Annotated in this window: 20 protein-coding genes and 10 pseudogenes; 15 read left to right on the top strand and 15 right to left on the bottom strand. The window is 60.9% G+C overall.

Annotated features, from left to right (window positions below; genetic code table 11):
• Window positions 1-172 precede the first annotated feature (172 nt).
• Window positions 173-1,048 carry a LysR substrate-binding domain-containing protein gene (locus tag GA0071312_RS06665; protein ID WP_074444309.1) on the top strand — a complete coding sequence of 292 codons (876 nt, stop codon included), beginning with the start codon at window positions 173-175 and terminating at the stop codon, window positions 1,046-1,048.
• A gap of 118 nt (window positions 1,049-1,166) precedes the next feature.
• On the opposite strand, the gene GA0071312_RS06660 is transcribed toward GA0071312_RS06665, so the two are convergent.
• Complete coding sequence (locus GA0071312_RS06660; RefSeq protein ID WP_074444308.1) at window positions 1,167-2,765, bottom strand: cryptochrome/photolyase family protein; 1,599 nt, start codon at window positions 2,763-2,765, stop codon at window positions 1,167-1,169.
• Window positions 2,766-2,887: 122 nt separating this feature from the next.
• On the opposite strand from GA0071312_RS06660, the gene GA0071312_RS06655 reads away from it, so the two are divergent.
• The 5 genes and pseudogenes from GA0071312_RS06655 to GA0071312_RS06635 form a co-directional block, all read left to right on the top strand.
• The gene (locus GA0071312_RS06655) at window positions 2,888-3,745 is read left to right on the top strand and encodes a formyltransferase family protein (RefSeq protein WP_074444307.1); all 858 of its coding nucleotides are present in this window, start codon (window positions 2,888-2,890) and stop codon (window positions 3,743-3,745) included.
• A gap of 712 nt (window positions 3,746-4,457) precedes the next feature.
• A complete protein-coding gene (locus tag GA0071312_RS06650) occupies window positions 4,458-5,336 on the top strand; it encodes a phenylacetate--CoA ligase family protein (protein ID WP_074444306.1) in 879 nt (292 codons plus the stop codon).
• Between the two features lie 203 nt (window positions 5,337-5,539).
• Complete coding sequence (locus GA0071312_RS06645) at window positions 5,540-5,782, top strand: hypothetical protein (RefSeq protein ID WP_131817727.1); 243 nt, start codon at window positions 5,540-5,542, stop codon at window positions 5,780-5,782.
• Between the two features lie 198 nt (window positions 5,783-5,980).
• Window positions 5,981-7,561: pseudogene (locus GA0071312_RS06640) on the top strand (transposase).
• Window positions 7,562-7,674: 113 nt separating this feature from the next.
• Window positions 7,675-7,962 (top strand): annotated as a pseudogene (locus GA0071312_RS06635) (IS21 family transposase); the annotation flags it as partial.
• 51 nt (window positions 7,963-8,013) lie between these two features.
• Here GA0071312_RS06635 and GA0071312_RS06630 read toward each other — a convergent pair.
• Window positions 8,014-9,219 (bottom strand): IS256 family transposase, encoded by a 1,206-nt coding sequence (locus GA0071312_RS06630; RefSeq protein ID WP_074444054.1) that lies wholly within the window; start codon window positions 9,217-9,219, stop codon window positions 8,014-8,016.
• A gap of 115 nt (window positions 9,220-9,334) precedes the next feature.
• On the opposite strand from GA0071312_RS06630, the pseudogene GA0071312_RS06625 reads away from it, so the two are divergent.
• From GA0071312_RS06625 to GA0071312_RS19370, 5 genes and pseudogenes are all read left to right on the top strand, one after another.
• A pseudogene (locus tag GA0071312_RS06625) lies at window positions 9,335-9,967 on the top strand (Mu transposase domain-containing protein); the annotation flags it as partial.
• Window positions 9,967-10,317 (top strand): annotated as a pseudogene (locus GA0071312_RS06620) (ATP-binding protein); the annotation flags it as partial. The pseudogenes GA0071312_RS06625 and GA0071312_RS06620, both read left to right, overlap by 1 nt.
• 305 nt (window positions 10,318-10,622) lie before the next feature.
• A complete protein-coding gene (locus GA0071312_RS06615) occupies window positions 10,623-11,960 on the top strand; it encodes an IS110 family RNA-guided transposase (protein ID WP_074443772.1) in 1,338 nt (445 codons plus the stop codon).
• 28 nt (window positions 11,961-11,988) lie between these two features.
• A pseudogene (locus GA0071312_RS06610) lies at window positions 11,989-12,381 on the top strand (ATP-binding protein); the annotation flags it as partial.
• Window positions 12,382-12,521: 140 nt separating this feature from the next.
• Window positions 12,522-12,668 (top strand): annotated as a pseudogene (locus tag GA0071312_RS19370) (IS110 family transposase); the annotation flags it as partial.
• A 292-nt stretch (window positions 12,669-12,960) separates the two neighbouring features.
• On the opposite strand, the gene tnpC reads toward GA0071312_RS19370, so the two are convergent.
• The 5 genes from tnpC to GA0071312_RS19605 form a co-directional block, all read right to left on the bottom strand.
• Window positions 12,961-14,562, bottom strand: coding sequence for an IS66 family transposase (gene tnpC / locus GA0071312_RS06605; RefSeq protein WP_074444303.1), 1,602 nt, complete (start codon window positions 14,560-14,562; stop codon window positions 12,961-12,963).
• Between the two features lie 68 nt (window positions 14,563-14,630).
• A complete protein-coding gene (gene tnpB / locus GA0071312_RS06600; protein ID WP_074444302.1) occupies window positions 14,631-14,987 on the bottom strand; it encodes an IS66 family insertion sequence element accessory protein TnpB in 357 nt (118 codons plus the stop codon).
• On the bottom strand, window positions 14,984-15,421 hold the full coding sequence (locus GA0071312_RS06595) for a transposase (protein ID WP_238947142.1): 438 nt from the start codon (window positions 15,419-15,421) through the stop codon (window positions 14,984-14,986). The genes tnpB and GA0071312_RS06595 overlap by 4 nt, the downstream gene beginning before the upstream one ends.
• Window positions 15,422-15,806: 385 nt before the next feature.
• Window positions 15,807-16,043, bottom strand: coding sequence for a hypothetical protein (locus GA0071312_RS19610; protein WP_131817726.1), 237 nt, complete (start codon window positions 16,041-16,043; stop codon window positions 15,807-15,809).
• 32 nt (window positions 16,044-16,075) lie between these two features.
• Complete coding sequence (locus GA0071312_RS19605; protein ID WP_131817725.1) at window positions 16,076-16,552, bottom strand: hypothetical protein; 477 nt, start codon at window positions 16,550-16,552, stop codon at window positions 16,076-16,078.
• Between the two features lie 286 nt (window positions 16,553-16,838).
• On the opposite strand from GA0071312_RS19605, the pseudogene GA0071312_RS06590 reads away from it, so the two are divergent.
• The 3 genes and pseudogenes from GA0071312_RS06590 to GA0071312_RS06580 form a co-directional block, all read left to right on the top strand.
• Window positions 16,839-17,639 (top strand): annotated as a pseudogene (locus tag GA0071312_RS06590) (IS256 family transposase); the annotation flags it as partial.
• Window positions 17,640-17,724: 85 nt separating this feature from the next.
• Window positions 17,725-18,750, top strand: coding sequence for an IS110 family RNA-guided transposase (locus GA0071312_RS06585; RefSeq protein ID WP_074443356.1), 1,026 nt, complete (start codon window positions 17,725-17,727; stop codon window positions 18,748-18,750).
• A 270-nt stretch (window positions 18,751-19,020) separates the two neighbouring features.
• Window positions 19,021-19,488 (top strand): annotated as a pseudogene (locus tag GA0071312_RS06580) (transposase); the annotation flags it as partial.
• A 192-nt stretch (window positions 19,489-19,680) separates the two neighbouring features.
• Here GA0071312_RS06580 and GA0071312_RS06575 read toward each other — a convergent pair.
• Window positions 19,681-20,100, bottom strand: a complete 420-nt coding sequence (locus GA0071312_RS06575; RefSeq protein WP_074443108.1) for a rhodanese-like domain-containing protein — start codon at window positions 20,098-20,100, stop codon at window positions 19,681-19,683.
• Window positions 20,101-20,261: 161 nt separating this feature from the next.
• On the opposite strand from GA0071312_RS06575, the gene ftrA reads away from it, so the two are divergent.
• Window positions 20,262-21,314: a transcriptional regulator FtrA gene (gene ftrA, locus GA0071312_RS06570; protein ID WP_074443109.1), complete on the top strand. Its 1,053-nt coding sequence runs from the start codon at window positions 20,262-20,264 to the stop codon at window positions 21,312-21,314.
• 116 nt (window positions 21,315-21,430) lie between these two features.
• Here the strand turns inward: ftrA and GA0071312_RS20585 are convergent.
• From GA0071312_RS20585 to GA0071312_RS06540, 7 genes and pseudogenes are all read right to left on the bottom strand, one after another.
• Window positions 21,431-22,231, bottom strand: a pseudogene (locus GA0071312_RS20585) (alpha/beta hydrolase fold domain-containing protein); the annotation flags it as partial.
• 14 nt (window positions 22,232-22,245) lie between these two features.
• Window positions 22,246-22,569 carry a hypothetical protein gene (locus GA0071312_RS19140; protein WP_131817724.1) on the bottom strand — a complete coding sequence of 108 codons (324 nt, stop codon included), beginning with the start codon at window positions 22,567-22,569 and terminating at the stop codon, window positions 22,246-22,248.
• A 5-nt stretch (window positions 22,570-22,574) separates the two neighbouring features.
• Window positions 22,575-23,159 (bottom strand): type 1 periplasmic-binding domain-containing protein, encoded by a 585-nt coding sequence (locus GA0071312_RS19365; RefSeq protein ID WP_108721834.1) that lies wholly within the window; start codon window positions 23,157-23,159, stop codon window positions 22,575-22,577.
• Between the two features lie 443 nt (window positions 23,160-23,602).
• A pseudogene (locus GA0071312_RS20580) lies at window positions 23,603-24,207 on the bottom strand (FAD-dependent oxidoreductase).
• Window positions 24,208-24,229: 22 nt separating this feature from the next.
• Window positions 24,230-24,574, bottom strand: a complete 345-nt coding sequence (locus tag GA0071312_RS06545) for a cupin domain-containing protein (protein WP_083204399.1) — start codon at window positions 24,572-24,574, stop codon at window positions 24,230-24,232.
• Window positions 24,575-24,632: 58 nt separating this feature from the next.
• Window positions 24,633-24,806, bottom strand: coding sequence for a hypothetical protein (locus GA0071312_RS19905; protein WP_165603973.1), 174 nt, complete (start codon window positions 24,804-24,806; stop codon window positions 24,633-24,635).
• Window positions 24,807-24,868: 62 nt separating this feature from the next.
• The coding region (locus GA0071312_RS06540; RefSeq protein ID WP_238947140.1) for a hypothetical protein at window positions 24,869-25,165 on the bottom strand (297 nt) is incomplete at its 5' end.

Here is a 25,165-nt window from a genome sequence, read left to right as displayed (position 1 = left end):
TGGTGCAAATCAATTTACGTCACACTTCCTGCCAATAAATTTCGCGGCTCAGGAGCAATCCGCGACCTCACTGGATCGGGGCGAGCTCTCTGATTCACTATTCCGGCGCGTCATCTTACCCGTCAGCCGGTTTCAACCGGCCGGCATGATGATTTGAGAGAGGCGGTTAAGGATGCGACAGCTTCCGATTTTACGTGCACTGCAAACTTTCGAAGCGGCTGCGCGGTATCCCAGTTTTTCTGCTGCGGCTGCAGCTTTGGGCATGACGCATGGTGCGATCAGTCATCAGATTCGCGCACTTGAAGATTGGCTTGGAAAGAAAGTCTTCGACAGGCGTGGCAACGGCGTTGTTCTGAACGCCGATGGCCAACGGCTCTATCAGGTCTGCAGCCAGAGCTTTTCAATGCTGGAGCAGGAAGTCCACCAGATTCGAACCAGCACCCACGAGCCTGTACTCTCGATCGGCTGTTCCACAACCCTGCTTTCTTATTGGCTTTTACCACGGATTGATAAATTTTTGGAAGCAAAGCCCGATGTATCGCTTCGGTTTCAGACGCGCAGCGACATCTCCGCTCTGACATCGCGGTACATTGATGTGCTGATCACCAGCGACCCGGTTTCGCCGCTAACGGGGATACATGCGACCCGCCTTGGGAATGCACGGATTGGCCCAGTGTGCGCACCGGATCGGTGTCCGATTCCGCGACAGCCTCACGATATCACCGACATGCCATTGCTCCACGCCTCATCACGTCTGGATGCCTGGGAGGAATGGGCTGATGAGGCGGGCATAGGCTTGCGCAAGCGAAAGATGCTCATCTTCGAGACGCTTTCCTTGTCGATCGAGGCGGCCTGCAGCGGGCTTGGTTTCGCAATGACACCCGACTTTGTTGTACGTTCAGAATTGGAGAGGGGCAGGCTTATCGCGCCCCTCGGTTTTCTCGCAGTCGAGCGCACGACCTGGCTGTACATGCGCGAAAGCGATACGCAATCCGGAAGTGTTCCAGCGTTTCGCAACTGGCTGATCGAGAACGCCGCATTGGGATGATGCGCCGAAATGGCGCATTCAAGCGCCCGATCTGCCTCTGTCAGGTCGGATCGCGCTCGAATGCGATACTGAACCGTACGTGCCGAATCTTTTGTCTGAAAGCTGGCCTGCGAAGCGCTCACCCCTTCTGCTCAACCGCTCCGACCGCCGCCAGAAACCGTCTGGCATCGCCGACGATCGCCTTGCGGCGCGCTTCGCTCATGCGGGCGAGGTTGCGGTAGGGCATGCCCATGCGGGGGTTGCTGGAGAGGCGGTCTTCGTTCTCGATCAGGAAGTTCCAGTAGAGATAGTTGAACGGGCAGGCCTTCTCGCCGGTCTTCGCGCGCACATCGTAGGCACAGCCCTTGCAGTAATCCGACATGCGGTCGATATAGGCGCCCGATGCGGCATAGGGCTTGGAGGCCAGCAGCCCGCCATCGGCGAAGAGCACCATGCCGTGCACATTGGGCAGCTCGACCCATTCATAGGCATCGGCATAGACCAGCAGATACCATTCCTGCACCTCGCGCGGGGTGATGCCGACGAGCAGGGCGAAATTGCCGAGCACCATCAATCGTTGAATGTGATGCGCATAGGCGTTGGCCCGCGTCTCCTCGACGCAGGCACGCAGGCAGGCCATCGGCGTATCCGCGCTCCAGTAGAAATCCGGCAGCTTGCGCTTTGCTTCAAGCGCGTTGGTCCCGGCATAATCGGGCATCTTCAGCCAGTAGATGCCGCGCACGTATTCGCGCCAGCCGATCACCTGCCGGATGAACCCTTCCACCGCGTTCAGCGGTGCCCGGCCCGTGCGATAGGCCTCCTCGACGGCGACACAGACCTCCCGCGCGGTGAGCAGGCCGGCATTGAGATAAGGCGCGATCACCGCGTGGAAGAGGAAGGGCTCGTCGCGCTTCATCGCGTCCTGGTAATCGCCGTAATTCTCGAGCCGCTCGTTGACGAAGCGCGTCAGCGCCGTGCGCGCATCCTTGCGGGTCACCGCCCAGCGGAAGCCTTCGAGATCGCCAAAATGGTTGTCGAAGCGGCGCGCGACGAGGTCGAGCACGTCCCGCGTGATCGCGTCGGGGCGAAAGGCGGTAGCTTTGGGAATGCTGATCTTTGTCGGCAGCTTCTTGCGATTCTCGGCATCGAAATTCCAGGCGCCACCCTCGGGTTCGCCATCGTCCGTCATCAGGAAACCGGTCTTGCGGCGCATCTCGCGATAGAAGAATTCCATGCGATAACTCTTGCGGCCCTCCGCCCAGGCGGCGAATTCCGCGCGCGAACAGATGAACCGGTCATCCTCGCGGATCGCGACGGGGACGGCGGATTCCTCGCGCCAATCCTGCATCATCTGCCAGACGCGCCATTCGCCCGGCTCGGTCACGACGAGGCGATCGGGCCGGTGGCGCGCGACGGCGCGCATGACTTCACCGGTGAAGGAGCCGGTATTCGCCTCGTCTTCGAGGCCCACGTAATCCACCGTGATCCCGTCGTTGCGCAGTTCCTGCGCGAAGTGGCGCATGGCCGAGAGGAGGAAGGCGATCTTCTGCTTGTGGTGGGGTACATAGACGGTCTCGTCATGCACTTCGACCATCAGCACAACATCCCGTTCGCGATCGATATCCTTGAGCGCGGCGATATCGGGGGTGAGCTGGTCGCCCAGGACGAGGCGCAGGCAGCACTCCTGCGCGCTCGTGCTGCCCTGCTCATGAGAAGCAGCCTTTTCGCGTTTCGCCATGGCACCCCTCCCACGGGTAACCTTCTGTTGTGCCGCCATCCGGCATGATCGCGCAACAGATATGGCGCACGGACCATGTTTCCAGCATGCTCGGCGCACCATCCGAATGAAGGGATTGCCCCATGCGCTTCGCCTTTGCCGGGATCGACATGCTGGCACCGGCCTTCGAGGCCCTGCTGCAATGCGGCTGGACGCCGCACAAGCTGTTCACCCGCCCCTGCGACGGGCTCGTCGATTTCAACGACCGGGTGATCACAATCGCCCGGCAATGCGCCATTCCGGTGCAGGATACGCGGATCACGCCGGCGGAAATCGCCGCTCTCGCCGATGACGGCGTGGCGTGTCTTGTGGTCGCCGGCTACAAATGGCGGGTCACCGGCTGGGAAGGGGTGGTCCCCTACGCCTTCAACATCCACCCCTCGCTCCTGCCCGAGGCGCGCGGCCCCTTTCCGGTGATTCGCGCGCTTCTGGAGGGGCGCCGCGAATGGGGCGTGAGCGCGCACAAACTCGCCCATGATTTCGATGCCGGCGACATCCTCGGACGCGAACGCTTCCCCGTCGCCGACAGCGATACCCTCGACAGCGTGATGATCCGCTGCCAGTTCGCCGCAGGCCGGCTCGCGGCGCGGCTCGCGCAGGATTTGCCGGCACATTGGCACACCGCCGAGGCCCAGGGGCCGGGGAGCTACTGGCAGCGCCCGAGCGATGCGGATCGACGCCTGCGTTTTGAGGCGGGGACGCGGGCCGTGCTCGCCACCGTGCGCGCCTTCGGGCGGGTCGAGACCATCGCGCGCCTCGACGGCCACGATTATCACGTTGCGGCCGCCTGCGGCTGGCAGGAGGCACACACATTGCCGCCGGGCCTCGTGGTGCACGACCATGGCGGCCACCTCACCGTGACGACGCGCGACGGATTCGTGGTCCTCACCCGCTGGAATCCGTTACCGCTGCATCAGCGTGGGCGCCAGGGATCTGCCTGATGTGAGCCGACCGCCAAAGGGCGGAAACAGGGATTGGGCCCTTCATGGCTCAAGACCGCCCTGACAGTCATAACGGGTCGATATTTTATTGACAAATTGTCGATGAATCGTTATTGAACGAAATTGGATAGTGTAGCGCCTTGAATTTGCGCGCGCCCTCCTCCGCGTCGCAGTGGGCCGGAGCAGGCGCAGCATGTATTCGTTTTTATTATATATAGCTTGCGTTTTTCGCGTGGTGCAGCACTGTTTCAATGCATCCAAAGCATTCTGATTTCTATTTCATCGCTCTAAAGGCGCATTGAAAAAAGGCGCTACGCTAGAAAAACAAAAAATTTCAATGATTTATGATTGAATGCATATCAAGAATATCTTTCTTGTAAAAAATATCTTTTTCTTGTTGACAAAAGCAACGAAATATAGCAATTTTTTATCGTCACATGCGGGTTTCGGATACGCGATATTGCATCATCTTCATCGGTTTCCGGGCAGGCAAGTGGCAGCGTATGCGTGATCCCCTCGCGCATGCACGGTCCTCGAGCCGTCTCTGTCGGCTCATGGTTTCCTCCCAACTTTTTCAACGGCTCCTTCGGGAGCCGTTTTTTTTGGTTACGACAGAGCCAGCCTGTGGCTCCTCAGCGCTGCTCGAAAGAAGCGACATGATCAGGATGCCGCTGATGATTTCCACCCGACGATTTTCCCGCATGCATCATAAGTGCAACGCGATTTCCGTGAATGGTGCGATAGCGGCAGTGATCAACAGGATCAATCCGCCCGGATCATCGAGAAAGCTGGCGGACTCGCGCTGACACTGGGAGACGAAGATCCGTCTCTGGTCGCGGAAACAATGTGTCGCGACCGCTGCAACATGTTGATGTCTTCGCCGTCGTTCATGCTCAGGCTGATTGATGCTTTCGGCACGGAGGAAAAGCCCCCTCTCACGCGGATCATTCTCGGCAGTGAGCGCCTTGATGCGAAGGACCTCGAAGCTGTTCGCGCGGCCTTCCCGACGGCAGATGTTCATACCTCCTACGGCACCACGGAACTCGGTGTCGGCCTCGCATTCAGCTGGAAGAATGAGCGGTCGATCATATTTGACGAGGTGGATCTCGTTGTCGAGATCGTCGATCCCGAAACAGGTGAACCGGAAGATGAGGGAGAGCTCGTCTTCAGCACAATGTCGCGACGGGCAATGCCGCTTCTGCGCGACCAGTCCGGGGACCGTGCGCGTTGGGCCGATCATGGCGCTCCCTATGCTCTGCGTGCAGTTGAGATCCTTGGTCGGACCGATGACGTTCTCGTTGTTGCCGGCAGCAAGATTTCGGCTGAGGTGATCGCTGTCACGGTCAGAGACGTGGCTGGAGGGCAGCGGCGCCGCGTGGCCGTCTCGATGCACAAGGGCGAGGGCCATCAGATCCTCCACGTCAGCGTCGAGGGTGAGATCGATGCTGATGCCTTGCAGGAGAGGCTTTTCGAACGCGCTCCACGCTTGCGAGACCATGTCCGCGCCCGAAAACTTACAATCGAGATTGTATCAGGTGCCGATCTTGGAGGGCAAGTGAAGCCGCTCTCGGTTTCCCAATTAACAGATTGAAAAAATATAGCTTTTCTGACTTCCCAGGAACCTCTCTTCGAGTCGGGGTTTGTGGCCGTATAGCTAATGCGGTGTGGGAATCCGAGATATGAAACATGCCGCAACCGATTCTGATAGCAATCTCAGGGTGCGGCGAGGTTCAACAAGATTCATGTGCACCTGCTGAACTTCGTCGATATCGATTCGACAGAATGGAGGCTGACATGAGCGAGATCGTATTGGGAAGCTTACTGGCAATTGCCGGTCTTGTGTCTGCCGCAGTAGCTGGGCGACACCTTGCAGCATCTTGGGTGCCGGGCGCACTCGGCGGCATTACAGGTGGCTTCGGCATTGGAGCACTCCACATTGCCGGCTATGGCGATATCGGACTTCTCTCGTTGTCTGGAATCCTGGTAATCTACGGCTTATTCGTCGGTGCGGTCGCGATTCTGGCGAGCCGAAGCTGATTGGCCACACCCGTCATGGTGTAGCTCGTCGTGAGCGGAGCCGTCCGTTCGCGCGCTTTTGATTGCGCTGTAGCGGACGGTCGGCTTCGCGGGACGATCAAAGTGAGACTCCGCATTGCTTCGCCTGAATTGTTCCTAAAGGATTGCTTGTTGCGTCATTAAGAATGTTCCCGAAGTGATTGGCATTCGGGGGCGAGCATGAGGCGGATCAGCATGGCCACAAGAGATGAACTTCTGCGAGCTTTGGCAACCCGCTAACGGTCTTCTGGCCGTGCCGAGAAGGGGGTAATTCTGTCGGAGTTTGTCGAGATCTCCGGGTATCATCGCAAATATGCGGAGTGTTTGCTGCGTTGCGGATACCGCGCTGATCGCTCCAAACCGCGCCCTGGACGGCGCATCTATGACGAGGCCACCCGCGAAGCACTCATCGTATTGTGGGAGGCGTCGGATCGGATCTGCGGCAAACGCCTGAAGCCTCTTATCCCCTTGCTGGTTCCGGCGATGGAACGTCATGGCCACCTTGCGCTCGACGATGAGGTCCGGCGTCGTCTGATGGCAATCAATGCATCGACAATCGATCGCCTCCTCGCACCAATTCGCACTGTTGCATCCGGAGGGCGCCGGCGGCGCAATGGACCTCCCTCGGCTGTGCGTAAAAGTGTTCCGATTCGCACGCATTCCGATTGGAACAACCCGGAACCGGGCTTCACGGAAGCAGACCTCGTGGCGCACAGCGGTCCCTCGGCCAGCGGTAATTTCGTGCAGACCCTCATGCTGACCGATATCGCCACCGGTTGGACCGAATGTGCGCCGTTGCTGTTTCGCGAACGGCACTTGCTCGGTTCGGTCCTGAGCGAGCTGCAGAAGTTGCTTCCCTTTCCCCTTCGTGGATTCGATACGGACAACGATACCGTCTTCATGAACGAGACGATCAAGGCCTGGTGCCTTCGGGAGAAGGTGACTTTCACCCGATGTCGGCCGTACCGGAAGAATGACCAGGCTCATGTCGAACAAAAGAATGGTGCCATCGTGCGCCGGATGGTCGGGTACCAGCGCTATGCCGGGATCGCTGCGGCGACTGAGCTCGGTTGCTTTTATCGCAACATGCGTCTTTTCGTGAACTTCTTCCAGCCCTCCTTCAAGTTGCTGGAGAAGCGTCGCGAGGCCGCGCAAGTCACCAAGCGCTATCATCCGCCATTGACGCCGTATCAGCGTGTGCTGGCGCATCCCGAGATCCCCGGCACCGTCAAGGAGGAGCTAACCCGCACTTTCGAGGGATTGGACCCCGTCGCATTGCTCGCCGAGATACGCAGCTCTCAGAAAAGGCTGACCGAACTGGTCGATATGCATCCCACTTCGGATCAATCCGACCCAATGAAGGATGTCGAACGGTTCCTGTCAGGGCTACGCAATGCCTGGAAAGAGGGTGAGGTTCGACCGACGGCGAGGCGCAGACCGCTAGCGCCTCGCGGGCGACGACGTCCTGACCCGCTCGCTGCGGTCACGAACGAACTGCGTGCTTTCTTCGAAGAAAACCCCGCACAGACCGGGCGTGAATTGCTCGAGCGCATACAGTCTGCCTTTCCAGGAAGATATCCTGATGCATTATTGCGTACAGTACAAAGACGCATCAAAGGATGGCGTGCCGAAATGGCCTGGGCGCTTGTATTCGGCAGCTCCGAAACGATGAGCGCGGATGGGGCGGCCGCTGACGCGCTGCGCAATGGGGAAGCTCCGCGCGTCAGCGGCCACCCCATCCTCACCGAGAGCATCGACTGATCGGGCAGATCGAGCCCAGGAACAGTATCGTGACGCAACGACAACCAACTCTCGGGAACATACCCGGGTGAGGCAATACGTCGGCTCATCCAGATTGACGCGCTACAATCTACATGAAGACCGCCGTTGATGCGATCTTCGTCGGCAAGGAACGGGCCTACAACCGGCGCTTCCAGCAGATGTGCAGCCATTATCTCGTCGAACCGGTTGCCTGTACCCCGGGCTCGGGATGGGAGAAGGGACAGGTCGAGAACCAGGTCGGCACGATCCGCGAGCGACTGTTCGTTCCGCGGGTGCGGGTCAAAAATATCGACGAGCTCAATCAATGGCTGATCGATCAGTGCATTGCACGGGCCAAGGTTCAAATGCACCCGGAGATTCCGGGCAAGACGATCTGGGAGGGGTCGCGTCCGTCAAGCTGGTGTAATTTTCTGGATGGCCTGAGGTCATGATCAGGCGGCTTTTGTGGTTATGCTGAGGATGGGATCGATCTCTTCCTTGTCGATCTGTGCGAATGCCTCGACCATCATGTAGCGGCTTGATGTCTGCCATTCGTCATTCTGCTCGAAGAGCACGGCGCCGATCAAACGCATGATGGATGCTTCATTGGGGAAGATCCCGACGACGTCGGCGCGTCGCTTGACCTCCTTGTTCAGACGTTCAATTGGGTTCGTGCTGTGCAGTTTGGTGCGATGCTGGCGCGGGAATGACATGTAGGCCAGCACGTCGTGCTCGCTGGCATCCATGAGATCGGCCAGTTTTGGCCAGCGCGGGCGCAGTTGCTCTGCGACCTTGCGCCAGGTTTCGCCGGCATGGGTGCGGTCGGGTTGATCGAAGGCCTGTCGGATGGCAGCGGCGACGACAGTATGCTGACCACGCGAGACATGGGCCAGGGCGTTGCGCATCCAGTGGACGCGACAGCGTTGCCAGGTTGCTTCGAAGACCCGGGCGATGGCGGCTTTGAGGCCTGTATGCGCGTCGCTGATGACCAGTCTGACGCCCCCCAGGCCGCGAACGCGCAGGGATCGAAGGAACTCGGTCCAGAATGTCTCGGCCTCGGACGGGCCGATACCGAGGCCGATGATCTCACGGCGTCCCTCGGTGTTGGCGGCCACGGCGATTATTGCGGCGACTGGTACGATCCGTCCGCCCTGGCGCACCTTCAGATAGGTGGCGTCGAGCCAGAGATAGGGCCATTCGCCGGTGAGCGGGCGGTTCAGGAACTCGCCGACACGTTCGTCGATGTCCTTGCACAGCTTCGACACCGTGCTCTTCGAAATGCCGCTCAGCCCCATGGCCTGCACCAGCTCATCGACGCGACGGGTCGAGACACCACTGATCCACGCCTCCTGGATGACGGCCACCAGCGCCTGTTCCGAGGTCTTGCGCGCTTCGAGAAAGCCCGGGAAGTAACTGCCTTGACGCAGCTTGGGAACCCGCAGGTTCAGCGTGCCCAGACGGGTATCGAGAGCGCGCTCTCGATACCCGTTACGCCACGTTGTGCGTTCGCCGCTGCGCTCGTGCTTGCCAGCGCCGATCAGGCCTTCGACATCCGCCTCCATGATCAGCTGCAGGACGGCCTCGGCAACGCTGCGCAGAAAGTCTCCCTGATCGTGCTTGGCCAGAAGTTCGGACAGGTCCATGTTCGTCTTGGTCATCGGGGTCTCCATGTGGTCCGGGGTTGAAGTCAGCAAACTCCACCTCGACCATACACCTCGATGGCCACCCAGGATCACACCGTTGACGGCACTGAAATTACACCAGCTCCTTGGACGCTACCTCTGGGAGGTCTTCGAGGCGGAGCGGGCGAGCCTCGTTCCCTATCGCGGTCGGTTCGATGGTTTCCATGCCGTGGAGGCATCGGTATCGAAGACCTGCCTCGTACGGTTCGACAACAACAAATACTCAGTCGAGGCCGGCGCCATCGGTCGCCCGGTTGAAGTACGGGCCTATGCCGATCGGATCGAGCTGCGCCAGGACGGTCGCGTTGTCGGTGAGCATGCCCGCTCCTTCGGGCGGGGCGTCACCGTCTACAATCCGTGGCACTATGTTCCGGTTCTGGCCCGCAAACCCGGCGCCTTGCGCAACGGAGCGCCGTTCAAGCACTGGGTTCTGCCGTCATCCATCGAACGCGTCCGGCGCAAATTGCGTGGCGTTCCGGACGGGGACCGGCAGATGGTGGATATTCTCGGCGCGGTTCTGATGGACGGGCTGCCGGCGGTCGAGGCCGCCTGTGCTGAAGCTGTGAGCCAGAATGTCCATTCCGCCGATGTCATCCTCAACATCCTGGCACGCCGACGCGATCCCGGCCCGCCGGTCACGATCATGACCCCGGAGGCTCTGAAGCTGACCTGCGCTCCGGTTGCCGATTGCACACGCTACGACAGCCTCCGGAGGGCCATATGATGGAACGCAGCCACATCCTCGAAGCCATGGGCGAACTCAAGCTCTATGGCATGCGCAATGCCTATGACGAGATCATCGCCGCGGCCATCAAGCGCCAGCATGAACCAACCCGCGTCGTCGGCAGCCTTCTGGATGCCGAGATCAACGAGAAGAAAGCGCGTTCGATCAAGTACCAGATGACGATCGCCAAGCTGCCGCTCGCCAAGGATCTCGACGAGTTCGACTTCGACGCAGCTGCGATCAACGAAACGCTGGTCCGCAACCTTGCCGCCGGCGGCTTTCTTGAAGAGCAGCGCAACGTGGTGCTGATCGGTGGGACAGGTACCGGCAAAACGCAGGTATCCATAGCGAGCCGGGTCTGATGCCACGGGGAAAACGATTGGGATAAGTGCCCTGACAACGTGATCGAGGATCAGGCCCGGTTCCCGGCATGCCGGGAACCGGGCACGGTGTCGACGCGAACCAGGCCGGTTCGGGCTCGAAGACCCTGAGAGATCCTCCGATCGTCTCGTGACCGTGACGCAGTCAGCCCGACCCAGCCGCGCCGACGGGCAAGTGTAACACGATTGTTGAGCGCCTTCGCGGGCGCTGCCACGAATGACCCACCTGACTGTGCCGGCGGCGATCGGTTCCAAACTAGGGAGCCCTGAACAAGATGCATAGAACCGTCGGAATAGACCTTGCGATCCGTGGCGACCATGTCGCCCAAATCTTCGAAAATGGAAAGCCCGTCGGCCGGCCTATCCGCTTCCGCCACGACGCGCCCTCGCTTGATGCATTCGTCGCCTCCGTATCGGCGGACGTGCATACCGGCACGGCCGTGCAGGCGATCATGGAGCCGACAGGGATGAGCTGGTTCCCCGTCGCCCACCGCCTGGGCGACGCCGGCGTCGAGGTCGCCCGCGTGAAGGGCAAGAGGGTGAAGGCGCTGCGGCGGTATCTTTCCGAGCACGCCAAGACTGATCTCGCCGACGCACACGTGCTCGCCGCCATCCCCTCCTTCGGCGGCCCTCGGCTCGACCCTGTTCATGTGCCGTCGCCGAAAAGCCATGCCCTGCAACGGCTCACAAAGCAGCGCGGTCGGCTTCAGGATGAGGTGGCCGCCAGCAAGCGCCGGCTCATGGATCTCGTCCGGTGGGCCTCTCCCGTTCTCGAGCGTGTGCTCCCCGACCTGCGTACCCGCCTTTCGCTGGCCGTACTCCAGCACTGGCTCGACCCGGATCGGGTGCTCCGCGCCCGTAAGAGTACCCTCGCTCGCTTCATCGCCGAGCACGCGAGTGGCAATCAACCGCACTCCGGCCCCTTCGTCGATGCGCTCGTCGACGGAATCCGAGACGCCGCCAGACAGGCTCGCAAGCTGCACCGCCACCACGTCGACTTCGTCGAGTTGCAGATGGAGGTCGCTGTGGAAATCGAGTTGGTGCTGCGCAAGATTGAGCTGCTCGGCACTCTTGAGAGACGCATCGAGAGGCTGTATTCCGAGCTGCAGCCAGACGATGTCCTGCGCACCATCCCCGGCGTCGGCCAGCGCCTCGCGCCCGTTCTCGCCGGCGTCATCCACGATGCCGGGAGGTTCCGATCGGAGCGCCACCTACGGGGCTTCTGCGGTCTCTTTCCCCGACGAGCTGACAGCGGCGGTGCAGAGCGTCCCGGGCAGAAGATCACGGCGAGTGGGAACGATCGCATCAAGCGCGCGCTCATGCTCGCCGCCGACACGGCTCGAAAGATCGACCCAAAGCTCGCCGAGACATATTGGCGCCTGATGACCACCAAGGGGCATCATCACAAACAAGCTCTATGCGCCGTTGCCAATCGCCTCGCGAACAGGATCTACAGCGTGCTTCGCGATGGCCGCCCCTATGTCCTGCGCGACGTCGACGGCCTCGAGATATCCGTGGCGGATGCAAAGGCCATCATCGCCGAGCGGTACCACGTTCCGAACGGGTTGCGCGCATCGCGGCGAGCCAGCCGGGCGCCGAGAGCCGGAGCGTGAAAAAACTGCTTGGCTCTCGGTACAAGATCACACTGCCATCGCGATCGCTCGGGCCTGCATTCGCGCAGGTGCTCGTGGCCGGTTCTTCAACGTCGTCGACCTCGTCAACAAACTGGAAGCCGAGGGGCGTGCCGGTCGGCAGGGACGCATCGCCGATCATCTGGCGCGTCTCGACTTCGTCGTGCTCGACGAGCTGGGCTATCTGCCCTTCGCCCAGACCGGCGGACAACTGCTGTTCCACTTGATCAGCCGGCTCTACGAGCGCACGTCGGTCATCGTCACGACCAATCTCGCCTTCGGCGAATGGCCCAGCGTCTTCGGTGACGCGAAAATGACGACCGCTCTCCTCGACCGGCTCACGCATCACTGCGACATCGTTGAAACCGGCAACGAAAGCTGGCGCTTCAAGAACCGCGCCTGATCATCCCGCGAGAAACGCCAACGGCTGTCGGATCGCTGCTCCGCCTTCGGCTCCGCAACGATCCGACAGCCGAAAAACACTGCATCCGAGGGGTCCCTTTTGGGCGCCGATAGGGGGGCCCTTTCCAATGCCGATTGACAGCCTGGAAGGCGCAGGCCCGCCTCACAAAGCGCTATCGTGCCCTGGTGGCACGCGGCAAACGCAGCACCGTCGCCATTACCGCAGTCGCGCGCGAGCTCGTGGGCTTCATGTGGGCGATCGCCAGAATGCAGCCGGAACGCACCTGAGCAGAGAAGAAGGCTTTCATCATCGCGCATAGCGGCGGGGACGCGGCGACGAGAGGGGAACTCCCGTTCGCGCTTTGTGGCCGGCATCGCCGACGCCCGTTGTAAGAGAGGACCAGCCCCGGACGCAATCATGGACATGCGGTTCCGACCCGCGCATCAGAGCTTGTTCATCAACGTCCCGGCCCGCGTCTCCACCTCTATGCGCCTCCAATAGGCAGGCAGCTCGCGTTGCCTGACGCTTCTGCACGCCTTATCCCCTTGACGAAGGACATCAGAGCGCGACGAGCGTCACCTATGCGGCGAGGCTTGCCTTTTCGGCGAAGTTCCAAGGCATCAATTCTTCGATGCGGTTCTGGGTATGGCCGTCGAGGATGGCTTGCAGGGTCGCGGTCAGATAATCGATCGGGTTTATGTCGGACATCTTGCAGGTGGCGACCAGTGAGGCGAGCATGGCCCAGTTCTCCGCACCGATTTCGTTTCCGGCAAAGAGCGCATTCTTTCTCGTCAGGGCGACCGGCCTGATCTGGTTCTCGACCGGATTGGTATCCGGCTCCAGCGTGCCGTCTTCGAGGAAGCGGGTCAGTCCCGGCCACAGGCCGAGTGTGTAGCGGATATCCTCGGCAAGACGGGATTTCGGCGGAATGCGTGAGAGCTGGGTCTCCAGCCAGGGTTTCAGGGCTTCGATGACCGGCGCCGTGTGCGCCCGGCGTGCCTTGAGGCGGATTTCCGGATCCTGTCCGCGCACCTCCTTCTCGACCCGGTAGATCAGGGCGATGCGCTTGAGCATCTCTTCGGCGATCGGGGAGCCGTCGTTCTCGAAGCGCTTCACGAAGCGGCGACGGACGTGCACCCAGCAATGCACCAGCTGCCACGGGTCGCGCGTTTCCGGACCATGCACATTGTCTTGCCCGGATTCACGGTCGTGCGTCGTCAGGGCGTCATAGACGCCGTATCCATCGCATTGCAGGAAGCGGCCGCGATAGCCCGACAGGAACCGGAGCGGATGTTCCTTGCCCCGCCCGGGCGCGTAATGGAACACAACGATCGGCGGACCGGTCCCGCCATGGCCGCGATCATCGGCGACCACGGCCCAGAAGTATCCGCTCTTCGTGCGTCTTCGACCGGGATCGAGAACCGGGGCGCGGGTCTCATCAATGAAGAGCCGCCGGGCATCACGCAGATGCCGGCGCATGTGTTCGATGACCGGGCCGAGATGGAAACAGGCACGCCCCACCCAGTTGCCGAGCGTGCCGCGATCGAGGCTGATCCCCTGCCGCTGGAAGATCTCGGCCTGACGGTAGAAGGGTTGGTGGTCCCCGAACTTGGAGACGATGATCGCGGCGATGAGCCGTTGCGTCGGCAATCCGCCGGGGACGATGTGTTCGGGGGCATGGGCCTGGGCAACAGCCTGCGAACAACGCCGGCAGGCGTATTTGGGACGACGCGTCACCAGAACCCGCAACTGTGCCGGAATCACGTCGAGCCGCTCAGAGACATCCTCGCCGATCCGGGTCATCTCACCGCATCCGCATGGACAAACCGTGCTGGCCGGCTCGATCACGCGCTCCACCCGGGGCAGATGCGGCGGGAGATGGCCACGGTTGCGCTTGGAGGAGCGGGCGGCATCACTACGCGTTTCACGGCTCAGGGCGGCCTCGGCTTTTTCCTGAGCGGCCTCGACGATACCCTGGGCCAGTTCGACATCTTCCAGGGGCAGATGGAATTGCTCGGGAGAGAGCTTCTCCGAGCGTTTGCCGAACTTCTCGCGTTGCAGGGTGCGCAGGATATCTTCCAGCCGACGCTGGGCCTCCTGCGCATCGGCGAGCACGGCTTCGACCTCGGCCAGACGAGCCTTCAGAAGAGCGTTTTCCCGGGCGAGAGCGGCGGCTTCCATACCGCGAAGTGAATCACGGAACGCCAGATTTTTCCATAAAAAACAGCATCTTCGCCGAGATTTTCCGCCTATCCCGCACAGGCCGGGCGGCGCGTGCGCTGCGGCCTGACAAGCCGCCAGTCCAGACCCTCGAACAGGGCCGAAAGCTGCGCCGCGGACATCTTCATCACCCCGTCATGCACCCGCGGCCAGACGAACTTGCCGCCTTCGAGACGCTTGTGAACCAGAACCATGCCGGTCTGATCCCAGACCAGTAATTTGATCCGATCCGCACGTTTGGCCCTGAACACGAAGATCGCCCCGCAGAACGGATCATGCCCCAGCATCTCCTGCACCGCGAGGGCCAGACCATCGATCCCCTTGCGGAAGTCGACGGGACGCGTCGCCACGGAGACCCGGACCGACCCGCCTTGTCCGATGATCATGGCGCCGCTGCCCGCACGGCACGGATGATCCGCGTCAGCTGAGCTTCATCCACATGGCCGCCCACACGGATCATGGCATCGCCGAGCACGATCTCCGTCATGCCGGATTCGCCGGCCTCCTCAATCGGGGGCCCTTGCGGTTGACCGATATGCGAGCCGCCCTCCTCGGCAACCAGCTGCGCGAAGAACGGCAGGGATGCAGCACTCTCGGGCAGCACCAGCTCGCCTTTGCGCAGCCGCTTGCGCCACGTATAGATCTGCCAACGGGTCGCATCATATTTGCGGGCGATATCGCTGACCCGGACACCCGGCAACAGGCTCTCCGCCGCAATGCGTGCCCGCTCCTCACGCGTGCGTTGCCGCCGTCCGCTCGCACCCTCGATCACCTCCAGGCGCGACACACGCCCGGAAGAGCCGTCCAAAAGGACGTCCATTTTGACGTCTTCACCCAAACCAGACACCTCCGCCTTCATCCGGGGGCAAAATGACAGGTTCAGGTCAATCCCGGCAGGAGGCGAACGGCATCGCGCTTACCGAAATCAATGACCTTTGAATCATGCTTGAAGATGGCGTTTCGAAGCCTACCAGGCTTGCGGACTATGGCATGAAAACGTTCGGGGAGGTCTTCGTCAAAGCTGAGTTGACGCGTTGAGGGATGCAACTTGCATTAGAGTGGCATCAACATAAAGCCGAGAACAGGCACAAAATGGCTCTGCTGAACGAGTTGAGCGCGTTAATGCGGCGATCACCTCGAAATCGCTAAAATCGCTCACCGTCTCTGCAACGCAGTTTGGCAGCACGGGACGATGGCGTTTGACTCTATTCGAACTTGCTATCTTCCAGAACTGCTCGGGAAGCTTTGCTACCCTGTTTATATCCAGGCAGGAAATTTCCAATAAAAGGGATACTTTCCGTCGCACGACCACGGTGGTTCGCCCGGTCGATGATAGCGTTGTACATAGCCTCGGGAGAATCCTGATTGCGCGCCGATTTCTCAGAGGCAACTGTCTGCGCATTATCGGCCAACGCAGGCAGGGTGCCAAACACCTGCGCCATTGACATTCCTACGGCTAAAGCGAAAGCAGTTCTCATTGGGCGGCCCTCACATCATCCACGTATTGTTGGGTAACCGATTTGCTCGCTGGGAACTTTGACGCGAAAAACGCAAACATTTCCTCATCAGTCTCACGAAGGACCGTGGTGGCCGTATTATGCCGGAACTGGATCGTATCTGTTTCGTTTAAGGGCCATGACGAAGCCCAGACAGACGAATAGTAATCATCGCGATATTCTGCACAAGCTGACTTCACGATACGATCGGATACGCGCCCGTCTGCTACCTTTTCGTGCTCGATGTTTTTCACGATATACGCTTCTAGCAAGCAATTACGATACGCAGACCGATTGTCCGCAAGTCTAGACACTGCACCCGACATTCCTGAGAGAGATGCCGCATTCAGCGCTTTAGTCTGAGAACTAACAGGCAAATAATCTGTTCCTGTCACACAGGCACTCACGGTGGTCATGCCGAACAGTAAGAAAACTGTTAATACTTTATTCTTCAAAAGAGCTCTCCTCCAGCGCAGTTAGAATTACAAATCAAATCATAATCGCATTGATTTTATGCCGTAGTTTTGACTGTGTCAAGCGGTGGCGGCGATGTTGCTCAAACGGTAACCCCATGCCGCCTTCATGCAAGCCTCTGTGATTTTGAACAGGTTGGCAGCGGTTGTGTTTCCTTTCGCGGTCAATGAGGAGCTATACGCGAATCTGGGTGACGCAGTTTGAGGAGGTGGCGTATCGTGGCGGGTGCTGAAGCCTGCCAGAACTTCCAAAAGGAACGATACGCCTATGAAAGATGATATCACGATTACCCCGCTGTACCAGCCCGGATCTGTTGCGGATCCTCTGACAGAAATTGCCCGTGACGGCGCCCGCAGGATGCTTGCGGCGGCACTTCGGGCCGAAGCCGATACCTTTGTGGAGCAATATGCCGAGGAGGCTTTGCCGGATGGCCGGCAACGGATCGTCCGGCATGGTTATGGGCCACAGCGCAGCATTCAGACCGGCATCGGTCCGCTCGACGTGCGCCGCCCGAAAGTCCGCGACCGGGCCACCGATATGCCCGCGGAGAAGAAGGTCCGCTTCACCTCAAGCATCCTGCCGAAATGGGCCCGGCGGTCGAAAAGCCTCGATGCCCTGCTGCCGGTGCTCTATCTGCGCGGGATCTCCACCGGCGATTTCCAGGAAGCGCTGTCAGCGTTGCTCGGGGTAGATGCACCGAACCTGTCGCCTGGTGTCATCTCCCGTCTGACGGGCGATTGGCAGCAGGAATACGATCGCTGGCAGGGCCGTGATCTCTCGGCCCGGCGGTATGTCTATATCTGGGCCGACGGTGTCTATCTGCAGGCCCGCATGGAACCGCAGGCCGAGTGCATACTGGTCATTCTCGGCGCCACGCCGGAGGGGAAGAAGGAGCTCGTCGGCTTCCAGGTCGGCATGCGCGAGAGCGCGCAGAGCTGGCGCGAACTGTTGGTCGACATCAAGGCCCGCGGCCTCAAGGTGCCGCCCGAGATCGCCGTGGGCGATGGCGGCATGGGGTTCTGGAAGGCCCTCGACGAGGTCTTCCCGGGAACGCATCATCAGCGCTGTTGATGGATTGGATGCCCCCTCCCAACGGCATCGCAATGTGCCAACGTGGTGATCTGCAGGTCATTCACGAGAGGAGGAAGCATCCATGGACAACATTAGCATCATCGGCCTTGACCTCGCAAAGCGGGTCTTCCAGGCGCACGGCGCGCGAGCGGACGGTAGCGTCGGCTTCCGCAAGAAGCTGGGTCGCTCGCAGGTTCTCGGCTTCTTTGCCAAGCAGCCGCGCTGCATCGTTGCTATGGAAGCGTGTGCGACGGCCCACGAGTGGGGCCGCGCGATCGGCGAGCTCGGTCACGAGGTCCGCCTGATCCCGCCGATCTACGTCAAGCCGTTCGTCAAGCGGCAGAAGAACGACGCGGCCGACGCAGAGGCGATAGCCGAGGCGGCGGGTCGCCCGACCATGCGCTTCGTCGCGGTCAAATCCGAGGCGCAGCAGGCGAAGGCGATGGCTTTCCGGACGCGGGACCTCCTCGTCAAGCAGCGCACGCAGCTCATCAACGCACTGCGGGGCCACCTCGCCGAGCACGGCCTCATAGCGCCGCAGGGGCCGGCTCATGTCAAGGTGCTGGCGGACGCGCTGGAGGCAGCCGGCTCGCGTCTCGAGACGCTCGTGATCGAGCTGGGGCGCCTCTATCTCGAGCAGATCGAACTGCTCTCCGGCAGGATCGCGGATCTCGACAAGGTGCTGAAGCGCGAAGCGGCGCGGGAAGAAGACACCGCACGACTGATGACCATGCCTGGCGTGGGCCCGCTGACTGCGATGGCGGTCCAGACCTTCGCCCCGCCGATGGAGACGTTCAGGCGTGGACGCGACTTCGCAGCCTGGACGGGGCTCGTCCCTGTCCAGCGATCGACCGGTGGGAAGCAGATCCTCGGACGAACGTCCAAGATGGGGCAGCGCGACATACGGCGTCTCCTGATCATCGGCGCGATGTCGGTGGTCCGCTGGGCCGTCAGGAAGGGCGCGCCGGAAGGCAGTTGGCTCGCACGCATGCTGGCCCGCAAGCCACGCATGGTCGTCGCCATCGCGCTGGCCAATAAGATGGCGCGCGGGATCTGGGCGATGTCGACGCGGGGAGAGAACTTCAGGGGTCCGGTCGCCGCGGTCTGATGACGACATCAGCCGAGGCAGCCGGGCCGTTGGGCGTGTGAGGAAGTCGACAGCAAGGTAAGGGCAAACGATCGGTCAGATCGGGATCGAGAAAAGCATTTGAACCCAAAGAGCCTCGAGCTCGCGCTGTTGATGTGCACTCGATCCGCGTATCTCCATACTGGCCCGCGGTCCGTTCAGAGCCGCATCTCAAGGCCTGATACATGACCGCACCCGATCACGCGCTTGAGCCGAGCAGAAACCTCTTGCACGAACGGGGGCATCCATACATGGGTTCACAAGACGGCTAACGTCCTGAACAAGTTCCCGAAATCCATGCAGCCGGCGGTGAAGGCCGATCTGCGCGAGATCTGGCAGGCCGAAACCCGCGCCGCGGCGGAAACCGCCATCGACACCTTCGCCGAGAAATACGGCGCCAAATACGAGAAGGCCGTGACCTGTCTCACCAAAGACCGCGAAGCCTTGCTGGCATTCTACGGTTTCCCCGCCGATCACTGGGATCACCTGCGCACCGGCAATCCGATCGAGAGCGTGTTCGCCACCGTCAGGCATCGAACCGTGCGGACCAAGGGAGCATTGTCGCAGAAGACCGCGAAGCTCATGGTCTTCAAGCTCGTTCAGGCCGCCGCAAAGACATGGCGCCGCCTGAAGGGCGCGAAGCAGTTGCCAATGGTCATCGAAGGTGTCAGATTCACCAACGGTGTCGCCGTAAACGGTACCGAAAACCGCGCCGCCTGATCAGGCCGTATCACCCAAAATCCCGCATAGCTCTGGAAGACATGCAGGGGCGCGGTTGAGTGCGTGGAGAAATTGTTGACCGATGTTCAGCGCGAGAAGACATGCCGGGCCTCTATTGTGGACAGCCGGACCATGCGTGCCGCGCCCTGTCGAAGGCGCGGCAAGGGAATACGCGGGATGAAGTGAGTATCGTCAGGCAGCTACGGCGCCAGGCTCGCTGCCATGCGCAAAATCGAAGCCTTCATCCGTCCATCCGGTAACGCCACCGATCATTTCCTTGACCGGACGACCGAGTTGCGCCAGACGCACCGCTGCCTTGTTCGCGCCGTTGCAATGCGGCCCGGCACAATAGACGACGAAGAGAGTTTCGGGTGGCCAGATCGACAAACGCTCTTCCGTGATCTCTGCATGCGGCAGCGATACCGACCCCGGGACATGAGCCGTTTCGTAAGCGTTCCGGCCACGTACATCAAGCACGACGAAATCCGTCGCGCCGCGCGACAGCGCATCATGCACGTCCCAGCAATCCGTCTCCAGCGACAGGCGCTTCGAAAAATGAGCCTCGGCATCATGAGACGATGCGGCTGGAATCCGGGTAACATTGTTTGACATGTGACACCTCCTGTTCTGGAGCCACAGTGTCGCCGAGCCTTTAGGCAATAAAAAGTGGCGATATCGTCAATATACGTCAAGATGCTGCCACGCAGGAAACGAGGGATACGGGTCATGAATTTCCACGACAGGCCTGGGATTACGGGGGCGAACGCAGATACGTGCACGCACCTGTCCGACGCGGCGGAAAGCAGGGGCCATCCTGCCGCCGGGGGGCGGCGCCGTCCGTCTGCATTCTTGCTTATGACGGCCTGTGCACCTTCGAATTCGGCATCGCCGTCGAGGTCTTCGGCCTGCCGCGTCCCGAATTCGACAAATGGTACCGTTTCGCCGTCGTCGCCGGCGAACCGGGGCCTTTACAGGCAATGGGTGGCATCAGGGTCGATGCGCCCTACGACCCCGACAAAATCAAGACAGCAGACCTGATCGTCATTCCCGGCTGGCGAAGCGCTGATGCACCCGTGCCGCATGCCCTGTGCAGCGCCTTGCGGCATGCGCATTCCGCCGGCGCCCGGATCGCCACCATCTGCTCCGGTGTGTTTGTCGCCGCTGCCTGCGGGTTGCTCGACAACCGCTGCGTCACAACCCATTGGCGTTATTTGGATACATTGAGAACACTCTACCCGGGCATCAACGTTGATGGTGACGTGCTGTATATCGACGAAGGTGACGTTCTCACGTCGGCGGGTTCGGCGGCGGGGCTTGACCTGTGCCTGCACATCGTCCGCCGGGATTTCGGCGTCGAAGCCGCAAACAGTGTCGCTCGTCGTCTCGTTCTGCCGGCGCATCGGGAGGGTGGGCAGAAGCAATTCGTCCCCCGCCCCGTAGCACGCAATCGCGGCCACCGCCTCAACGCGGTGCTCGATCGTATTCGCACCCAGCTCGACGAAGCGTGGCCGGTTGCGCGGATGGCCGACGAGGCAGGCATGAGCACGCGCACATTAATGCGACGGATGAGGGAAGCAACCGGCCGGACGCCGCAGAACTGGCTCGCCGCAGAGCGCGTCGCCCACGCTGTCTCCCTGCTGGAAGGCGGAAATGCCGATCTGCAGGATGTCGCTGGCGCATGTGGCTTCAACAGCGTCGAAAGCCTGCGACACCATTTCCGCATCATCAAGGGGCGTCCGCCCACATGGTACAGAGCGCATTTCTCGTGCATGGAGAACAGGGGACCCTTCGAAACAAACCCGGTGTCGCGCGCCACTAGGCGTTGAAAGCCACGCGGCGTTTCCTTCGTTAAACCCGGATCGTGACGCCCGAGATGCCGGGCGATCACGTCGACGGCGCGCCGGGCTGCGGGAACAGCCCCAAAATAGAGACAGAAGTCGTGTGGCAATCCCTTGTGCAAGAGCACGCTCTGCAAGATGTCGGCTGACTCACAACACGAAACCAGAGCGCGGCCCTCGTCATGAAGGATGTCGCACTCAGCTAGATGGATTGTACATGGCGGCAGGTTGCGGAGGCTGGCCGGGGCCAGTTTGCATGGAGAGCCACCTAGCGGAACAAATAGCGGCTCGATGAATCCGCCGAACCAGTTCATCGTGTCCTTGTCGAGGAAATGACCGGATGCGAATTGCTCGGGATAGGTCCTGCCCGCGTCTGCGACGGGGTAAATCAGGTGCATGGCGTCGAAACGACCACGCAACGGCCCGTGTGCCAGAATCATGGCGAGAAGCGCACCGACGCTGTCCCCGGCAATCATCATTGCACCATGTGACCCGGCCCACCCCAACTCCCGCAGAGCTACTTCGGCGGATGATGTCACGGAGGCCAGTATATCGTTCGCTGAATGCTCCGGCGCCTTGGGATAATCGAGGGCGAGGATCTCCATTCGCGACACGAGGGCCAGATCGGCGAGGAACGGGAGAAAAGTGCTGCTATCATAATAGACAAGCCCGCCCCCATGAATGTAGAGCAGACGCCCCCGGCTCTCACCGGGCGGAAGAATCCGGTGACCGCGAAATGTAGCGTTTATCTGCTCTACCCGAATACCCGCTGGAACGGGCGCGGCATTACGGGCGACCCATGCAGCGGCAGCGCGGCGTCCATAATCAGGGAGTTCTCGCGGGTTTGCGACCAGCGAAGAGCCTGCGCATTGCCGCCAGCCGGGCAAAGCCCTTGTCGAGACCACCCGCGACCCGCACTTCACTCATCATCCACCTCCCCGCCGACCCGAAGAAGGCAAAAGCTGTGTGGCCGACACTCTCCGTCAACGTCCGGCTTGAGCGGCCCAAGCGCGGTTTCGATGGATTGACCTGTATCGAGCGGCATTGCCACAGCCATCTCGATCGCCGCCACGGTTTCCCAGAAATACGTTTCCCGGGTCAGCACCGTGCCTTTGGCGATAGGCCCGAAGTATCTGCTCCGCGCGCGACCCTCTTGGCCGCGGGCGCAGCGCCGCAAGGTAAACCGGGGTGATTTCAATAGAAAGCCCGGCGAGAGCAAGATCATCTTCGAGAGATGGCGCATCCGCGTCATCGGTAAGCACGAGGGCCATGGCGCCCGCGCATGCACCGGCCAATGCCTTGGCAAATTCGATCGTCTCGGCATAAACGCCCTGCGAAAACAATCGCCGGCTTGCCCGAGCATCCGGGCATCGCGTCGACCGCCCGCAACGCTCCGATGACACTATCACCATGCGCCGACCCATCCGAAGCATATCGGACGGGCACCAGTCCGCGCTCGGCCATCGTCCGTGCCAACCAGCGCGCATAGTCATCATCGTTGTCACAGATGCGGTATGTGCAGCGATACCGCGTCAATGCAGACATCGTCGCGGCAGGAAGCAACATGGGGATACCGGCCGCTTCGTAAACGGGTGCCGCCGCCGCAGCTGCAGCCGATGCGAAATGCCCGACGACGCAGTCCGTCCCTGATGCGACAATAACGTCCGCAATGGCACGGCCAGCGACGGGGTCCGCACCATCATCGTACAAGACAATTTTTACGCCGGTATTGGAAAGGAGGTCGCCGACAATGTCCACTGCGGCGATGAATGTCAATGTATGCACGCTCCGACCGGGATCAAGGCAGGCGACGCAGGCAATCGTCCGCGTCATCCGACACCCCCCGAAAGGCTTGCGGCGAAGCGGCGGGCCATGGCCGGGATGTACTTTGCTCCCCGCCCGGAAAAGCCAGTAAACAATCCTGCTCCGCCCTCTTCAGGAGGCAATCGGATGAGCGGCAGGAAATCGGACGTATAGGCGTCGTATCCGGGATGCGAAGCGATCGCGCTATTGGACCGCGTCCGAAGAATACGTCGGGAAAAGCAAGATTTTGAGCATCTGCTGCCGCGTTGTCTACCTTGAGCTCCTCCGGAACAGTCGCATCCTTCTGAATGGCTCCACCGACGAAATAACTGCGCCTGCAGCCAGGGCGGATATACCCCTTCGATACCTCGTCGATGAGGCAGATTTCCGGCGCGCCCGCAATATCGTCGATGAAGGACGTCAAATTGATGGAACGCGCGAAGAGTCCCTCCGGCTGTTGCAGCCGCAGCGTGTCAGCCCCCGATGCGAGGATCACCCGGCGTGCAGTGATGCGCCCGGCACCGGTCGTCAGCACAAACGTGATCACAAGCGGGATACAGGTCGACGACTGTACAACCTTCGACAAGCGATGCCCCGAGCCGGACCGCCTCATCAGCGAAGAACCGAGCGCCGGCACGCGGATCTACATAACCGGCAAGCGGCTCCCACAAGACGCTGCGGGCAGATCGCCGAAAATGATCGCCCAGCAGGCCACAGAGGCCGGATATCGTCGGGCCGTCAATGGTCTCGGCGGGGTAGGCCGCCCGACTTTCCATCCGGGCAAACTCTTCGATCCTAGAACGGTTGGACGGAGCGGGCGCATAGATCATTCCCGGCCTGCGGAATATGCCCGGGCGTGAGACTTCGACGTCAGCCCATAGGCCGATGCCATCGCGATTCAGCGCGACGAGGCGTGGCTCGTCATCGTAGAGGCGCACCATTCCGCGCGAATGCGCCGTGGCCCCGCCGCCGCGATTGTCGTGCTTTCGAGGATGAGTGGCCTATGACCACGTTCTGCCAATGACCAGCCCAGAGAAGAGCCGGCCAGCCCGCCGCCTATGATGACGATGTCTTCCATCGACGCCCCGCCCCCCCGACATTCAACCTGCCGCAGTTTGCTCTTCCTGTCTCCGGTAGGCGTCAACATCCACGTGACTCCACCAGATCGTGTATAAATGGAAAGCATTCGGGCCGTCATTACGCACAAAATGGCTGAGACCTCGCGGAATCATGACGATATCGCCCTGAGCCACTGGATGGTCGATGCCGTCGATGACGACCACGGCGTCCCCCTGCACGGCAATGAACATCTCGTCTTCATCGTCGGGAATATTGACAGATGATGAGCGTCGAAGTCCCCGGCCGGACGATACAGTATCCCGCCCCAAATGGTGGGACGATACCTTCCCAGGGAAACGTCCGGATTCCATCGAGGCCGTATTCATACTTCAGCTTCGATGTCTCAAATTTTTTCACGTATTCCATGACGTCAAACTCCCTTTTCTAATGACCTGGCAATGGCGGCGAGATCGCCGAGCGTGCGTGGCGGATCAAGACCTCCAGTGCGGTTTCGAGATCCGCATCGTATCGTGCTGCGAGTTCGAACAGCAGATCGACGACGGCAAGAGAGTCCAGGCCGATGTCGTCAAGGCCGACTTCGCGCGCCAGACTCGTCACTTTATCGCCAGATCGGGGGGCGCTCGGCGATCAATCCACGAATCGTGTCGAGACTCGCAGCGTCAGACATGTTGAACCTCCGCAATCGGCACGACCTCGCCATCGCCTGTGATCGTGAAGCTGTATTCGCTGCTTTCGGCGGCAGCGGCGGCGACTTTGGAGAGGAGCAGCTTTTCGTCCGTCTTGCCCGTCGCGCTCAGGGCAACCTTGTCTGCGTGGACCCAAATCGCTGGGCGCATGTAGCCGGGAAGCTCACGGCTGAGATGGCATCGCGCGTGGTCGATGATGGTAAGCGCTTTCGGATACGATGATAATCGCGATTTCGGGTCGATCGCCACGTTCAACCAGACCGATCGCAA

It is taken from the genome of Saliniramus fredricksonii (assembly GCF_900094735.1).
In the GTDB taxonomy this organism is placed as follows: Bacteria; Pseudomonadota; Alphaproteobacteria; order Rhizobiales; family Beijerinckiaceae; genus Saliniramus; species Saliniramus fredricksonii.
Note: the sequence above shows the minus strand (reverse complement) of the source record. Positions and strands in the feature narration are given on the sequence as shown.